This window comes from Kitasatospora arboriphila, assembly GCF_039528095.1.
GTDB classification, from domain to species: Bacteria; Actinomycetota; Actinomycetes; order Streptomycetales; family Streptomycetaceae; genus Kitasatospora; species Kitasatospora arboriphila.
Genome location: NZ_BAAALD010000009.1, coordinates 115,272 through 129,621, shown reverse-complemented (window position 1 = coordinate 129,621; position 14,350 = coordinate 115,272). Strand labels below are relative to the sequence as shown.

The window sequence follows — 14,350 nt, the reverse complement described above, 5'->3', positions numbered from 1 at the left end:
GCCGTTCAGGGGCGCCGCCTGGCAGAACACCGCGCGAGCCGGAGAACACGCCACTACCCCGTCACCCCGCCCCGCGCAGCGGCTCACCCCCCGGCCACCCCGAACAACCGCGCCGCGTTCCCCCAGCACACCGCCCACAGCAGGCCCTTCAGGCCCGAGCCGCTCCAAGGCGGCCGACGCGTGCCCGTACCCTCCACCGGCCGCACCCCGCCCCGCGCAGCGGCTCACCCCCCGGCCACCCCGAACAACCGCGCCGCGTTCCCCCAGCACACCGCCCGCAGCCACTCCTCCCCCAGGCCCAGCCGCTCCAGGGCGGTCAGCGCGTGCCCGTACCCGTACGGGATGTTGGGGAAGTCGGTGCCGTGCAGGATGCGGTCCTGCAGGTCGGTGAGGCGGGGCCGCAGGCCCGGCGGGAAGGGGGCCAGGCGTTCGGTGAAGTCGGTGAACGCCATGGTGGTGTCGAGGTGGACGTTCGGGTGGCGGTCGGCGAGGTCGAGGAAGTCGGCGTACTCGGGCAGGCCCATGTGCGCGACCACCAGGTGGAGCCGGGGGTGGCGGGCGAGGACGGCGCCGATCGGCCCGGGCCCGGTGTGCTTGCCGGGGGCGGGGCCGGAGCCGCAGTGCGTGACGACCGGGGTGCCGCTCTCGGCGAGCAGGCCCCAGACGGCGTCGAGCCTCGGGTCGGCCGGGTCGTACGCACCCACCTGCACATGGGCCTTGAAGACCCGGGCGCCGCGGTCGAGCGCCGCTTCGACGTACCCGGCGGCGCCGTCCTCGGGGTAGAAGGTGGCGGTGTGCAGGCAGTCGGGGGTGCGGGCGGCGAAGTCGGCGGCCCAGGCGTTGAGCCAGGCGGCCATCGCCGGTTTGTGCGGGTAGAGCATGGCGGTGAAGGCGCGGACGCCGAACTCCCTCAGGGTGTCGACGCGTTGCTGTTCGGCGTGCCGGTAGGCGATCGGCCAGGGCTGCCCGGTGAGCGGCCCGACCGCGTCGAAGTACGCCCACACCTTGTCGAGCACCTGCTCGGGCATGAAGTGGGTGTGCACGTCGATGAGGCCGGGCAGCCCCAACTGCTGCCAGAAGGCGCGGACTTCGTCGGTCCCGGTCACCGCCGGACGGCCCTGTCCAGGATCGCGGCGGTGTCGGTGCCGGCGGGCAGGGTGCCGAAGGCGAGTCCGTGGTCGCCGCCGAGCCGGGAGGCGCAGAAGGCGTCGGCGACGGCCGGGTCGCCGTACCGGACGAGCAGCGAGCCCTGGAGGGTGAGTGCCATCGACTCGACCAGCCGGCGGGTGCGGTACTCGAGGTCGGTGAGGTCGCCGAGTTGCTTGCGCAGGGCGGCGGTGGCGGCGTCGAGGCGGCGGTCGGCGCCCGCGGCGGCGTCGAGTTCGGCGAGGAAGGCGTCGACGCTGGCGGGGCGGCGGGCCATGGCGCGCAGCGCGTCCAGGGCGGCGACGTTGCCGGAGCCCTCCCAGATGGAGACCAGCGGGGCCTCCCGGTAGAGCCGGGGCATGCCGGACTCCTCGACGTAGCCGTTGCCGCCGAGGCATTCGAGCGCCTCGGCGGCGTGCGCCGGGCCGCGCTTGCAGACCCAGTACTTGGAGACGGCGAGGCCGAGGCGACGCAGCAGGGTCTCCTGTTCGTCGCCGGCGAGGGCGGCGTCGGTGGCGGCGGCGAGCCGCATCGCGACGACGGTCGCGGCCTCGGACTCGACGACGAGGTCGGCGAGGACGTTGCGCATCAGCGGCTGGTCGACCAGGGCGGCGCCGAACGCCCGCCGGTGGGTGGCGTGGTGGAGGGCGCGGACGGTGCCGTACCGCATGCCGGAGGCGGCGCCGATCGTGCAGTCGAGGCGGGTCATGTTGACCATCTCGATGATGGTGGGGACGCCGCGGCCCTCCTCGCCGACGAGCCAGCCGGTGGCGCCCTCGTACTCGATCTCGGCGGAGGCGTTGGACTTGTTGCCGAGCTTGTCCTTGAGCCGCTGGAGGCGGATCGGGTTGCGGCTGCCGTCGGGCAGCACCCGGGGCAGCAGGAAGCAGCTGAGTCCGCCGGGGGCCTGGGCGAGGGTGAGGAAGACGTCCGACATGGGCGCGGAGGTGAACCACTTGTGGCCGGTGAGCCGGTAGCTGCCGTCGGTGTGCGGGACGGCGGTGGTGGTGTTGGCGCGGACGTCGGAGCCGCCCTGCTTCTCGGTCATCGACATGCCGGCGATCAGGCCGCGCTTGGTACCGGGCTCGCGCAGCCCGAAGTCGTACTCCCGGGCGGAGAGCAGCGGTTCGTAGCGCTCGGCGAGGTCGGGGGTGGCGCGCAGGGCGGGCACCGCGGCGTAGGTCATGGAGATCGGGCAGGTGTGGCCGGCCTCGACCTGGCCCCAGACGTAGAACTTGGCGGCGCGGGCGGTGTGCGCGCCGGGGCGGTCGTCGGCCCAGGGGGCGGCGTGCAGGCCGTACCGGACGGCGGTGTCCATCAGCCGGTGCCAGTACGGGTGGAACTCGACCTCGTCGACGCGGTGGCCGTAGCGGTCGTGGGTGCGCAGGACGGGCGGGTTCTCGTTGGCGAGGCGGCCCCAGGTGTCGGCCTCCTCGGAGCCGGCGAGGCGCCCGAGTTCGTGGAGTTCGTCCTCGGCCCAGCCGGCGCCGGCCCGGTGCAGGGCGGCGAGCAGCGCCGGGTCGGCGGCGACGTCGTGGCCGTACGGGTCGGGGACCTGGTTGGTGACCTCGTGCGTCGGCATGCCGTCCTCCTGGGCGGGGGTCTGGGGGGTCTGCGGGGTTTCGGTGCTCGAACGGTTCTGCGGGGCTTCGGGTTCAGCGGGTGGTGCGGGGCGGCGGCGCGGCCTCGGGGGTGCCGAGGGCGCGCAGCGCGAAGGCGGTGAGTGCGGGGATGGTGTCGCCCGGGTCGCCGCCGGCGGAGAGCGGGCCGACGAGGGCCTCGCCGATCGCGCCCACCAGCGCGGCGGCGGTCAGTTCGGCGTCCTGGTGCGGGAGTTCGCCGCTCTCGACGGCGTCGGCGATCTGCGCGGCGATGAGGTCGCGGAAGGCCCGGCGGAAGACCAGGCGTTCGGCGTCGACGACCGGGTCGGCGGGTTCGGCGAGCAGGGCGTAGGCGCGGCGGGGGGCCTTGAGCGCGCGGGCGGCGAAGGTCTCGACGACGGCGGCGACCCGGCGCTGCGGGGTGGACTCGCGTTCGACGGCCGCGGTGACGGCGGCGACCTCCCTGCCGACGACCGTGCGGAAGAGTTCGACGGCGAGGTCGGACTTGCCGGCGAAGTGGCGGTACATGGAGCCGGTGGCGATCCCGGCGCGTTCGGCGACGGCGGCGACCGAGCAGCCCGCGTAGCCGCGCTCGGCGAGCAGGGCGACGGCCGCCTGGAGCACGGCGGCGCGCTGGGCGTCGAGCCGGGCCTGGACGGCGGGGGTGCGTCGGTATGCCATGCCAAGCATTGAAGCACTGATTCACTGCTTCGAGAAGGGCGGCGCCACCGGTCACGCCGGCCCGCCCGGGAACGCCGCGAGGGCCGCCCGCCGGTCGGCGGACGGCCCTCGGGGAGGGGGCGGCAGTTGGCTGTCGGGCCCTTGCGGGCGCGGACCGGCCCGCTACGGCTTGGGCAGCGCGCAGCCGGACCGGTTCAGGTCGAGCTTGTTGCCCGCGGCGAAGCAGGCGGGGATGAGGTAGGTCTCCTCGGCGTAGTTGATGCCCTTGCGGACGGTCACCGTGCCGTTCTGGTCGACCTCGCACGGGTTGTTCTCGGTGCACCGCTCGCCGTCCTCGTTGCCGGTGTTGTTCACGGCGACGACCTGGCCGGTGGCGGTGTCGACGACCGGGGAGCCGGACGTGCCGCCGATGGTGTTGCAGCTGGAGGTGTAGCGGACGGAGTCCTTCCAGGTCCAGCCGCCCTCCTTGAGCCGGTAGACGAAGCCGTCCACGCTGCAGGAGTAGATCTTCTTCCAGTACCCGGAGACCACCTTGATCGAGGCGCCGGCCGCGGGGTGGCTCGCCGAGAGGGTGAGCGGGGCGATGCCGTAGCGGGACTGGATGGCGGCGTAGGTGCTGGTCAACTGGTAGAGCGTCACGTCGGTGTCGGTCATCGTGCTGTAGACGACCTTGTTCGCGCGCAGGGTGCCGAGGCTGCCGCCGGAGGAGTTGAGCAGGGTGAAGCTGCGGCTGGACGAGCGGTTGGTGATCACCTGACCGGGCGAGGGCATGCCGGTCTCCAGGCAGTGGCCGTTGGTGAGCACCAGCGCGGGGTCGGTGGCGGCCGAGCCGGGCAGCCGGACGACCGAGCCGGAACAGTTGCTGAGCGCCACGGTGCCGGCGAAGTCGACGGCGACGGCTGCGGCGCCCTTGGTGGCGGCCGCGGCGGGGGCGGCACCGGCCAGCGCGGTGGCGCCGCCGAGCAGCAGGGCCAGGGACGCGCCGATGAGCGGCTTCTTCATGGGAGGGCCTCTCGGAGTGGGGGTCCTCCAAACCTGGCGTGTTCATGACGTCCAGTCAATATGCTTGTATGAATTACCGGTTACAACAACTGCCCCCTCAGGAGCCTCCGGAGCCGGGCCCACACGGCATCCTGCTGCGATGAACGAGATCGAGGACGACCGGCCGCTGCCCGCCCGCGACGCCCCGCTCCGGGCGCTCTGGCACGGCGCCGTCGACGGCTGGGCCACCCCGGGCGCCCTGGAACGGCTGCCGGCGGCCCGCCGCCTGCTGGACGCCGGGGCCGACCGCGACGACCTGACGCTGCTCGCCCGGGCCGTCGCCTACGAGGCCGTCTTCACGACGCTGGAGGAACTCGACCGCGCGCCCCGCGGCGGGGCTGCACGAGGACCTGCTGACGGCCGATCCGAGCGGCCGCGACGGCCAGGGCCTCTGGCAGTAGCGACCTGCTGGCCGCCCCGGGGGCACAGGGAAGGCCGACCACGGACAGGGGCGCTGGGGGCACCTCCCGGCCGAAGGCTGGGGGTGGAACCGCGCAATGCGGACGTGGAGAACGCACCGATCGGGCACCCCGGAACCGCACGGCCTTCCGCGCCCCTGCGGGATCTCAGCCCCCGTCGAGCCAGTGGCGGCGGCCGGTGGTGATCAGCCGCAGCTGGGTGCGGGCGGTGCGGGCGATCCGCGCCTCCCCCGCCGGGCCGGCCTCCAGGAAGGCGGCGGCGGTCGCCACCATGTGCTCGACGTAGAGTTCGGCGAGCATCCGCACGTCCGCCCGGGACCAGCCCTCCGAGGCCGGCTGGGCGCCGAGACCGGCCGCCACCTCGTCGGCGAAGCGCTCGAACTCGGCGGCGATCGCCTCGCGGACGGCCCGCACCCCGCCGTGCCGCTCGCGCGCCAGGAAGCGGACGTGCGCCGGGTGCTCGCGCACATGGTCGGCGATCAACTCGACCGAGCGGTCGATGAGTTGGTCGGAGTCGCCGGACTCGGCCAGCACCCGGCGGATCATCCCGTGCAGACTGGCGAGCGACTCCTCGACCAGCACCACGGCGAGTTCGGACAGGTCGCGGAAGTGCCGGTAGAACCCGGCCGGCGAGAGCCCGGCCTCCCGGGTCACCTCGCGGACGCCGACGCCGCTGAGGTTCTGGTGCTCCAGCAGGCCGAGGGCGGCGTCGAGGAGGGCGCGGCGGCTCTGCTGCTTCTGGGCCTGGCGGACCCCGGGGGTGTGACTCACATCATTCAGTAAACAACCGTTTGCCGACTTTGGCGAGCCCCGAAGCGCGTACGATGGAGAAGTCGGCGAACAGTCGTACACCGAATCGGCCGCCGACCGGGGAGAGGACACCTGCCGTGAGCCTTCTGATCGTCATCGTCGCCATGGGCCTCCTCGCGGGGGCCGCGATCCACACCTCCATGCCGGTCTTCCTGGCCGCCTCCGCCGCGATCGCGCTCTGGCTGCTCGCCTTCGGCGCCCGCGAGCGGATCGCCCGCGCCCGGCACCGCTGACAACCCGGCACCCTTTCGACCTCCCACCGGAGTCCTGCCATGGAACAGCTCGCCACACCCCGCACCCGCACCGCCGCCGACGGCGACCAGATGGCCGTCGCCTCCTTCCTGCTGGCCCTGCCGGGGCTGCTGCTCTTCAACCTGGTGCTCGGCCCGGTCGCGATCGTGCTCGGCACGCTCGCCCTGGTCCGCGGCACCGGCCGGCGCGGCCGGGCCCTGCTCGGCATCGCGCTCGGCGTCGCCGACCTCGCCGTCCTGGCGGTGGCGACCCTGGCCGGGCACGGCACCGTCTGGCAGCTCGGCGCCTGACGCAACGGCGACGCGCCCGGTCCTGCCCCCTGCGGCAGGACCGGGCGCGTGCCCGTGGACGACCGGCCCGTCAGGAGGTCGGGGCCGTCCACTTCTGGTTGGCCGCTCCGGTGCAGGTCCAGATCTGGATCCGCGCACCGTTGGCCGAGCTGTTGTCCGTCACGTCCAGGCACTTGTTCGCCGCCGGATTGACGAGGTCGCGCGTGGACGGGTTGTACGCCCACTGCTGGGCGCCCGTCCCGTTGCAGTCGTACAGCTGGGTCTTGGCGCCGTCCGCGGTCGAACCGGAGGCCACGTCCAGGCACTTGCCGAGGGCGCGGACCGTCCCGTCGGTGCCGACCGTCCAGTTCTGGGCACCGGTGCCGTTGCAGTCGTAGAGCTGCACGGCGGTGCCGTTGGCGGAGTTGGCGCCCGCGACGTCCAGGCACTTGCCGCCCAGGCCGGTGATCCGGCCGGTCGCGCCGCCGCCCCCGCCCTGGGTGCCGGCCCAGGTGAAGGTGGCGGAGGTCTTCGCGGGCAGGCTGTAGCTGAAGTTCTGGCCGCCCCAGACCACCCGGACGGTCTGCGCGCTGCCGCTGTCGTTGTACGCGATGAGCGCCTTGGAGCCGTCCGGGTTCTGCCAGGCGACGTTCGGCACCGCGGAGTTGGCGGTGGAGGCGACCCGGTAGGCGCCCGGCTTCACGAACTTGGTGAGGTGGCCCATGGTGTAGTACTCGACCGTGTAGTCCACCTGGCCGCTGCGGGAGTCGCCGTTGTGCACCGTGACCAGGCCGGTACAGGTGCCGCAGCCGCCGTAGTGCGGGCCCATGTCCTGGTCGACGGCGAGGCTCCACTTGGTCACCGACCTACCCCAGTTGCGGGTGTAGTCGATGATGTTGCGCATGTCCTCCTGCTGCTGGTTGCCGATCCAGGTGCCGCCGGAGTGCTCGGTGTCGAAGGCGTCCACCGTCGGGTACTGGTTGTGCACGGTGGTCTGCGCCGAGACGTCGCCGCCGTAGCCGTGCCAGGCCATGCCGCCGAAGTTGGGGTGGGTGCGGATCGCCGCGTCGTCCATCACCGGCGCCGCGTAGCCGCTGTACTGGTCCCAGTTCCAGTCCAGGGCCAGGACCTTGGTCGGCAGGCCCGCACCGGCCAGCGCCGGCAGCAGGTTGGTCTTGGTGAAGTAGGCCAGGCCCGAGCCGTTCCAGCTCATCGACGGGTAGCCGGCGCAGCAGGTGGGCTCGTTCTGCACCGTCACGTAGTTCACCGGGGCGCCCTGCGCCTGGTACGCCTGCAGGTACTTCACGAAGTACTGGGCGTAGGCGCCGTAGTACTCGGCCTTCAGCCAGCCGCCGTTGAGGTTGCCGCTGTCCTTCATCCAGGCGGGCGCCGTCCACGGCGAGGCCATGGTGGTGAGGGCCGGGTTGAGCTGCTTGGCCTGCTTGGTGAGCGGCAGCACGTCGGCCAGGTCGTGGCCGATCGTGAAGCCGTTCAGCGCCGGGTCGACCGAGCCCGCGGGCTGGTCGTCGTAGGTGTAGCCGTAGCGGGCCAGGTCGGAGGAGCCCATCGGGTTGCGCAGGAACGACAGCCCGATGCCCTCGGTCGGCGAGAAGAGCTTGCGCATGGTGGCGTCGCGGGTGGCCGCGCTCAGGGCGCCGCTGCTGTTCATCAGCCAGGCGGCGGTGTCGGTGAACGAGGCGCCGCCGCCGGTGAACTGCTGGTAGCGGGTGGACTCGTCGACCGAGATCAGCTGACCTCCGCTGCCGGAGCCCGAGTTGAAGGTGAACGCCGCCTGCTGGGCGAGCCCGCGGGTGACGTGCCGGCCGCCGGCGTCGTCGGTGGTCGTGAGCCAGACGTTCACGGTTTCGCCTGCCGCGTGCGCGCCGGGAGCTCCGGCCAGCAGGCCGGTCGCGGCCAGGGCGCCGGAGAGCAGCGCGGCGGCCGTCCGGCGCGTGCGGGCGGCATGGTGGGGTGGGGGCCAGGCCATGATCGGATCCGCCTTCGGTGTGGGGGTGGGTGGGACGGATGGGCGATGTACGACTGCCGGCCGGCGGTCCAGATTCAACTCCTGATGACTCATCACCGTCAAGAAGCTGGTCTGAACCAAATTCCTGTCAACTCATGAACGCAGGAGAGCGATTGCCCGGTGATCATGTGCCACGAGTTGACGGAATGTCTGACAGGAAAGTTTCCAGTTGACTTGACGTGGCCATCGCCGGACTAGTTGACTCCAGCTCCCGTCGCCCCCACCGACCGGAGGACCCATGCACCGTCGCCACCGCCGCCGCCGGCCTCCCGCGACCGCCGCGCTGCTCGCGCTCGTCTGCGCGATACCCGTCGGCATCAGCGCGACCTCCCCCGCGCCGGCCGAGGCCGCGCCCACCGCGTTCGCCCACCCCGGCGTGCTGCTCTCCAAGTCCCAACTCGACTTCGTACGGGCCAAGGTGCAGGCCGGGGCACAGCCGTGGAAGAGCGCCTACGACCAGATGCACGCCAGCAAGTACGCCTCGCTGAGCCGGACCCCCAAGCCCCGCGCGGTGGTCGAGTGCGGCTCGTACTCCAATCCCGACTACGGCTGCACCGACGAGCGCGAGGACGCACTGGCCGCGTACACCCTCGCCCTGGAGTGGTCGATCACCCGGGACACCCGCTACGCCGCCAAGGCCGTCCAGATCATGGACGCCTGGTCCGGCACGGTCAAGGACCACACCAACAGCAACGCCCCGCTGCAGAGCGCCTGGTCGGCCTCCACCTGGCCGCGGGCCGCCGAGATCATCCGCTACACCTACGGCGGCTGGCCTGCCGACAAGGTCGACCGCTTCGGCGCGATGCTGCGCAACGTCTACCTGCCGAAGGTGGTCAACGGCTCACGCTCCAACGGCAACTGGGAGCTGAGCATGACGGAGGCCACCATCGGCATCGCCGTCTTCCTCAACGACCGCACGGTGTACGACAAGGCGGTCGCGACCTTCCGCAACCGGGTGCCCGCCTACATCTACCTCGCCTCCGACGGCGCCCTGCCGAAGACGGTGCCCGGCAGCGGCCTCGACACCCGGGACGAGATCGTGAAGTACTGGCAGGGCCAGTCCACCTTCGTCGACGGCCTCACCCAGGAGACCTGCCGCGACCTCACCCACACCGGCTACGGCCTGTCCGCGATCGCCCACGTCGCCGAGACCAGCCGCATCCAGGGCCAGGACCTCTACCCGGAGGTCGCCGACCGGCTGCGGCACGCCCTCGGCTTCCAGTCCAAGTACGAACTGGGCACCGCCGTCCCGTCCTGGCTCTGCGGCGGCAGCCTCTCCCAGCACATGGGCCCGGTCACCGAGGTCGGCTTCAACGCCCTGCACAACCGCCTGAGCTACGGCATGGACAACACCCAGAAGCTCACCGAGCAGCGCCGGCCCGCCGGCACGGACAACCTGTTCACCGCCTGGGAGACCCTCACCCACGCGAACAACCCGTCCTGAGGCCAACCCGTCCTGAGGCGCGCCCGGAACGAAGCCGCCCTCACCCCCGGCCGGCCGGACCGGCGTCCCGCAGCCGCCGGACGGACTCGGGGGTGAGGTACCGGCCGAGGACGTCGAGGGCGGCGAGCACCTCGGCCAGTGCGGCGGGGTCGTCGGTGCCGAGCGCGGCGGCGACGGCCGGGTCGACGGGTGCGGCGGCGGCCAGGGCCGAACGCTCGGAGACCTCGGCGGCCTTGCGGACGAGGGAGCGGCGCCGGTCGGCCGGGTCGGCCTCCGTGACGACCGACCCGGCCTCGCGGAGCCGGGCGACGCAGCCGGAGACCTGGCTCTGCGGCAGACCGGTACGGGCGGCGATCTCCCCGACGGCGCTGCCCGGGTGTTCGACGATGTCGCCGAGGACGACCAGCACGGCACGGGTGCCGGTGGACTGCGGGCCGATCCCCGCGGTCGGGATGGCCTGCTCGCCGATCTTCATCAGGGTGCGGCCGAGGGTGACGAGTTCCAGTCCGTTCACCGCCCCAGACTACATCCAGGCAGATGCATCGCAGATATATACATCTCTCTTGATGCATCTCTTCTGATGCTTTACGGTGACAGCCATGACCACCACCTCCCTGCTCCCCGTCCCCGGCGCCCTCCTCCACCACCAGGTCCGCGGCAACGGCCCGCTGCTCCTCGTCGCCCAGAGCGGCGAGGGGGACGCCGACCGCAGCCGCGACCTGGTCGACCGGCTCGTCGACGACTTCACCGTCGTCACCTACGACCGCCGCGGCCTCTCCCGCAGCACACCCGACGACCCGTCACGCCCCGTACCGATGGCCACCCACGCCGACGACGCCCACCGCCTGCTGACCGCACTGACCGACCGGCCCGCCCTGATGCTGGGCTGCAGCTTCGGCGCCGCGATCGGGCTCCACCTGGCCGCGCGCCACCCCGGGGCGCTGCACACGCTGATCGCCCACGAGCCCGCCGTCCCCGAACTGCTGCCCGCCGCGGAACGCGCCGCCACCGAAAGCGAGTTGCGCGCCGTCACCCGCACCTACCGGGACGAGGGCTGGCTCGCGGCCGTCCGCCGGGTCACCGCCGTCCTCGGCATCGACCCGCACCACCAGGACACCGAACCGGACGTCACCGCCGAACCGATCACCGAGGCCCGCGCGGCGAACTTCGCCGGCTTCCTCACCCGCGACATCGACACCATCCTCGCCGGCGGCCTCGCCCCCGCCGACCTCGACGCCCTGCGCGACGGCCCGACCCGGATCGTCCCGGCCGTCGGACGCACCACCCCGCACCAGGTCTTCGACCGCCGCTGCGCCGCCCTCCTCGCCGACCACCTGGGCACCACCCCGGCCGAATTCCCCGGCGGCCACAACGGCAACCTCACCCACCCCCGCGCCTTCGCCACCCGACTGACCTCGCTGCTCGGGTGACCACTTCAGGAACGCGCGGGCCCCCCGAACCGACCGTCCGAGCGCCTCTGAAGGCAGCTCCCGGCCCCCGCCCACGGCAGGACCGCCCGGGCGATCGGATCGCCCGGGCGGTCCCGGAGGGTGATGCGGGTGGATCGGGGGGTCCGGCCGGGTCAGACGGCGAGGGGGCGGACGGCGGTCGGGGCGTGGCCGGGCTCGGTGGCGAGTTCCTCGAACTCGACCACGCTGGCGATGTCGGTTCCGCTCATCGCGATGTTGGTGACCCGCTCCAGGATCGCCTCGACGACGACCGGGACGCGGAACTCGGCGGCGAGCTTCTTCGCCTCCTCGAAGGCGGGCAGCAGCTGGTCCGGCTCGGTGACCCGGATCGCCTTGCAGCCGAGGCCCTCGGCGACCTTGACGTGGTCGACGCCGTAGACGCCCAGCTCCGGGGAGTTGAGGTTCTCGAACTCCAGCTTGACCTGGAAGTCGATGTCGAAGTTCCGCTGCGCCTGGCGGATCAGGCCCAGGTACGAATTGTTCACCAGGACGTGGACGTAGGGGATCCGGTGCTGGGCGCCGACCGCCAGCTCCTCGATCATGAACTGGAAGTCGTAGTCGCCGGAGAGCGCGACGACGGGGGTCTCCGGGTCGGCGGTGGCGACGCCCAGCGCGGCCGGGATCGTCCAGCCGAGCGGACCGGCCTGGCCGCAGTTGATCCAGTGCCGCGGCTTGTAGACGTGCAGCATCTGCGCGCCGGCGATCTGCGAGAGGCCGATGGTGGTGACGTACCGGGTCTCCGGGCCGAAGGCGCGGTTCATCTCCTCGTAGACGCGCTGCGGCTTGAGCGGCACGTCGTCGAAGTGGGTGCGGCGCAGCAGGGTCGCCTTGCGCTCCTGCGCGGAGGCGGCCCAGGCGCTGCGGTCCTTGAGGGTGCCGTCGGCGCTGCGCTCCTTGGCGACCTCGACGAAGAGCTCCAGGGCGGCGCGGGCGTCGGAGGCGATGCCGTAGTCGGGGGCGAAGATCCGGCCGATCTGGGTGGGCTCGACGTCGACGTGCACGAAGGTGCGGCCCTTGGTGTAGACGTCGAGGTTGCCGGTGTGGCGGTTGGCCCAGCGGTTGCCGATGCCGAGGACGAAGTCGGACTCCAGGAAGGTCGCGTTGCCGTAGCGGTGCGAGGTCTGCAGGCCGACCATGCCGGCGTTCAGCGCGTGGTCGTCCGGGAGGGTGCCCCAGCCCATCAGGGTCGGAACCACCGGGACGCCGGTGAGTTCGGCGAACTCGACGAGCAGGTCGGAGGCGTCGGCGTTGATGATGCCGCCGCCGGCGACGATCAGCGGCCGCTCGGAGGCCTGCAGCAGGTCGATCGCCTTCTCGATCTGGGCCCGGGTGGCGGTGGGCTTGTAGACCGGCAGCGGCTGGTAGGTCTCCGGGTCGAACTCGATCTCGGTCATCTGGACGTCGATCGGCAGGTCGATGAGGACGGGGCCGGGGCGGCCGGAGCGCATCAGGTGGAAGGCCTGCTGGAAGACGCCGGGGACCTGCGCGGCCTCCAGGACGGTGGTGGCCGCCTTGGTGACCGGGCGGGCGATCGAGGCGATGTCGACGGCCTGGAAGTCCTCCTTGTGGATCCGGGCGACCGGCGCCTGCCCGGTGATGCACAGGATCGGGATCGAGTCGGCGATGGCGGAGTACAGGCCGGTGATCATGTCGGTGCCGGCCGGCCCGGAGGTGCCGATGCAGACGCCGATGTTGCCGGGGTTGGCACGGGTGTAGCCCTCGGCCATGTGGGACGCGCCCTCGACGTGGCGGGCCAGTGTGTGGTGGACGTCGCCGGCGGCCTTGAGGGCGGCGTAGAAGGGGTTGATCGCCGCGCCGGGCACGCCGAACGCATTGGTCACGCCCTCGCGCTTGAGGATCTCAACTGCCGCGCGGGCGGCTGTCATTCGAGGCATCGGCTTCTCCTGCCCGGCGGAAGTTCCGCGATGTGAAATACTGATTCTGGACTGCGGAATCAAAGTAAGCCGAGGCCGCGGGGAGCGTCAAGGTAGGTTTCAACAGATCGTTGAAGACTTCGGCGGGGGTGGCCCGGCGGGCACCACAATGGGGAGGGAGAGGGGGCGAGCCGCATGCCGTACATCGCCGTCAGTGCGCTCAGCCACGAGGGCCTGGTCCGCGACCACAACGAGGACAGCCTGGCCGTCGGACCGTGGACGCTCTGCGCCACCGTCACCGAGAGCCCGCAGACCCTGCTCTTCCCGCTCGGCGGCACGCCCGTCGTGGTGGCGGTCGCGGACGGACTCGGCGGCCACCCGGCCGGCGAGGTCGCCTCCTCGCTCACCGCCCGCCGGCTCGCCGCGTCCGGCACCGCCCTGCGCTCCGAGGACGACGTCCGCCGCGAACTCCGCTCCTGCAACAGCACCCTGTACGAGGCCGCGGAGGCCGACCCGGACCTCACCGGCATGGGCACCACCGTCGCCGGCCTGGTGCTGAGCGCCGAGCACGTCCTGGTGTTCAACATCGGCGACAGCCAGGTCTTCGAGATCGCCGGGACGGCCGCCGCCCCCGAACTGCGGCTGCTCAGCACCGACGACAGCCCGCCGCCCCCGCCCGGCCGGCGCACCACCAACATCGTCACCAGCACCCTGGGCGGCACCGTCGTCCGCCGCGAGGTCGAGCCGCACCTGCGCCGGCTGCCCGCCGCGGCCGGCGCCCGCTACCTGGTGTGCAGCGACGGCCTGACCGACCCGGTGCCGCCGGAGGAGCTGGCCGCCGTCCTCGCCGGCGAGGACGACCAGCGGGCCGCCTTCGAGCTCTGGCGGGCCGCGATCGAGGCGGGCGGACCGGACAACATCACCCTGGCGCTGGTGCGGATCGAGGAGTGAGCCGACGGCCGCCGCCGATCGGGTGAGCCATCGGGCTCCCGATGGCTCCCATCGGTCCGGCTATTGGCCCGACCGAGGGTCGGCGGCCTAGCGTCGGGGGAGAGCCCACCGAAGGAGTGACCGCCGACATGGCGAAGATCCTGTTTGTGATGACCGGCGCCGACCACTGGACCCTGGCCGACGGCAGCAAGCACCCCACCGGCTACTGGGCGGAGGAGTTCCTCACCCCGTACCGCGCCTTCACCGCCGCCGGGCACGAGGTCGTGGTGGCCACGCCGGGCGGCGTGCGGCCGACCGCGGACGCCGGCAGCCTGTCCGCCGGCGCCCGGGGGGGGGGGGGGGGGGCCGCCGGGGGGGGGGGGGGGGG

At 72.6% G+C, this 14,350-nt stretch carries 13 protein-coding genes and 1 pseudogene; 6 read left to right on the top strand and 8 right to left on the bottom strand.

The features are described from left to right. Positions 1 to 224: 224 nt before the first annotated feature. The 5 genes from ABD353_RS07695 to ABD353_RS07675 form a co-directional block, all read right to left on the bottom strand. Positions 225 to 1,106: an amidohydrolase family protein gene (locus ABD353_RS07695; RefSeq protein ID WP_344622719.1), complete on the bottom strand. Its 882-nt coding sequence runs from the start codon at positions 1,104 to 1,106 to the stop codon at positions 225 to 227. Next, complete coding sequence (locus ABD353_RS07690) at positions 1,103 to 2,728, bottom strand: acyl-CoA dehydrogenase family protein (RefSeq protein ID WP_344622718.1); 1,626 nt, start codon at positions 2,726 to 2,728, stop codon at positions 1,103 to 1,105. Before ABD353_RS07690 ends, ABD353_RS07695 begins: the two co-directional genes overlap by 4 nt. A 73-nt stretch (positions 2,729 to 2,801) precedes the next feature. Then, positions 2,802 to 3,428 (bottom strand): TetR/AcrR family transcriptional regulator, encoded by a 627-nt coding sequence (locus ABD353_RS07685; protein WP_344622717.1) that lies wholly within the window; start codon positions 3,426 to 3,428, stop codon positions 2,802 to 2,804. A gap of 162 nt (positions 3,429 to 3,590) precedes the next feature. Continuing rightward, positions 3,591 to 4,430: a S1 family peptidase gene (locus ABD353_RS07680; protein ID WP_344622716.1), complete on the bottom strand. Its 840-nt coding sequence runs from the start codon at positions 4,428 to 4,430 to the stop codon at positions 3,591 to 3,593. Positions 4,431 to 5,035: 605 nt separating this feature from the next. Beyond that, positions 5,036 to 5,659 (bottom strand): TetR family transcriptional regulator, encoded by a 624-nt coding sequence (locus tag ABD353_RS07675; protein WP_344622715.1) that lies wholly within the window; start codon positions 5,657 to 5,659, stop codon positions 5,036 to 5,038. A gap of 116 nt (positions 5,660 to 5,775) precedes the next feature. Here ABD353_RS07675 and ABD353_RS07670 point away from each other — a divergent pair, with 116 nt between their 5' ends. Then, complete coding sequence (locus tag ABD353_RS07670; protein ID WP_344622714.1) at positions 5,776 to 5,931, top strand: hypothetical protein; 156 nt, start codon at positions 5,776 to 5,778, stop codon at positions 5,929 to 5,931. A 39-nt stretch (positions 5,932 to 5,970) separates the two neighbouring features. Then, a complete protein-coding gene (locus tag ABD353_RS07665; protein WP_344622713.1) occupies positions 5,971 to 6,240 on the top strand; it encodes a DUF4190 domain-containing protein in 270 nt (89 codons plus the stop codon). Positions 6,241 to 6,310: 70 nt separating this feature from the next. Here the strand turns inward: ABD353_RS07665 and ABD353_RS07660 are convergent, their stop codons facing one another. Continuing rightward, complete coding sequence (locus ABD353_RS07660; RefSeq protein ID WP_344622712.1) at positions 6,311 to 8,206, bottom strand: ricin-type beta-trefoil lectin domain protein; 1,896 nt, start codon at positions 8,204 to 8,206, stop codon at positions 6,311 to 6,313. 277 nt (positions 8,207 to 8,483) lie between these two features. Here ABD353_RS07660 and ABD353_RS07655 point away from each other — a divergent pair, with 277 nt between their 5' ends. Then, positions 8,484 to 9,689, top strand: coding sequence for an alginate lyase family protein (locus ABD353_RS07655; protein ID WP_344622711.1), 1,206 nt, complete (start codon positions 8,484 to 8,486; stop codon positions 9,687 to 9,689). A gap of 40 nt (positions 9,690 to 9,729) precedes the next feature. Here ABD353_RS07655 and ABD353_RS07650 read toward each other — a convergent pair whose 3' ends face one another. Beyond that, entirely contained in the window at positions 9,730 to 10,203 is a 474-nt protein-coding gene (locus ABD353_RS07650; RefSeq protein WP_344622710.1) for a MarR family transcriptional regulator, read from the bottom strand. 85 nt (positions 10,204 to 10,288) lie between these two features. Between ABD353_RS07650 and ABD353_RS07645 the strand changes: the two genes are divergently transcribed. Further along, positions 10,289 to 11,119: an alpha/beta fold hydrolase gene (locus ABD353_RS07645; protein ID WP_344622709.1), complete on the top strand. Its 831-nt coding sequence runs from the start codon at positions 10,289 to 10,291 to the stop codon at positions 11,117 to 11,119. 152 nt (positions 11,120 to 11,271) lie between these two features. Here the strand turns inward: ABD353_RS07645 and gcl are convergent, their stop codons facing one another. After that, positions 11,272 to 13,053 carry a glyoxylate carboligase gene (gene gcl, locus ABD353_RS07640; protein ID WP_344622708.1) on the bottom strand — a complete coding sequence of 594 codons (1,782 nt, stop codon included), beginning with the start codon at positions 13,051 to 13,053 and terminating at the stop codon, positions 11,272 to 11,274. Between the two features lie 174 nt (positions 13,054 to 13,227). Between gcl and ABD353_RS07635 the strand changes: the two genes are divergently transcribed. Then, entirely contained in the window at positions 13,228 to 13,983 is a 756-nt protein-coding gene (locus tag ABD353_RS07635; RefSeq protein WP_344622707.1) for a PP2C family protein-serine/threonine phosphatase, read from the top strand. A 128-nt stretch (positions 13,984 to 14,111) separates the two neighbouring features. Then, a pseudogene (locus tag ABD353_RS07630) lies at positions 14,112 to 14,350 on the top strand (type 1 glutamine amidotransferase domain-containing protein); the annotation flags it as partial.